Below are 412 nucleotides of genomic sequence, written 5' to 3'. Positions count from 1 at the left end.
CGTGATCGGGCGTCAACGGGGAGACCCCGCCCCAGTCGTCGACGCCGGCCGCCAGCAACGCGGCCAGTTCCTCGGGCTCGGACAGGTTGGGCGGCGCCTGCACCCGGACCTTCGGGCCGAGGACGACCCTGGCCGTCGCGACCGCGGCCAGGTACTCCTCGCGGCCGGTGTCCGGCGTCGCGCGCATGGCGGTGTCGGGCTTGGCGCGGAAGTTCTGCACGATGACTTCCTGCACGCCTCCGTAGGCGCGGGCGACCTGGCGCAGCGCGAAGAGCGAGTCCGCCCGCTCGGCCAGGTCCTCCCCGATGCCGATCAGCAGGCCCGTCGTGAACGGCACGTTGAGCCGGCCGGCGTCCTCCAGGACGCGCAACCGCACCGCGGGGTCCTTGTCCGGCGAGCCGTAGTGCGCGCC

The 412-nt window shown here is 74.3% G+C and carries 1 pseudogene; it reads right to left on the bottom strand.

Annotation, left to right across the window (positions count from 1 at the left end):
* Window positions 1–412, bottom strand: a pseudogene (gene fbiC / locus SPOPO_RS34660) (7,8-didemethyl-8-hydroxy-5-deazariboflavin synthase); the annotation flags it as partial.

This window comes from Sporichthya polymorpha DSM 43042 (assembly GCF_000384115.1).
In the GTDB taxonomy this organism is placed as follows: domain Bacteria; phylum Actinomycetota; class Actinomycetes; order Sporichthyales; family Sporichthyaceae; genus Sporichthya; species Sporichthya polymorpha.
Note: the sequence above shows the minus strand (reverse complement) of the source record. Positions and strands in the feature narration are given on the sequence as shown.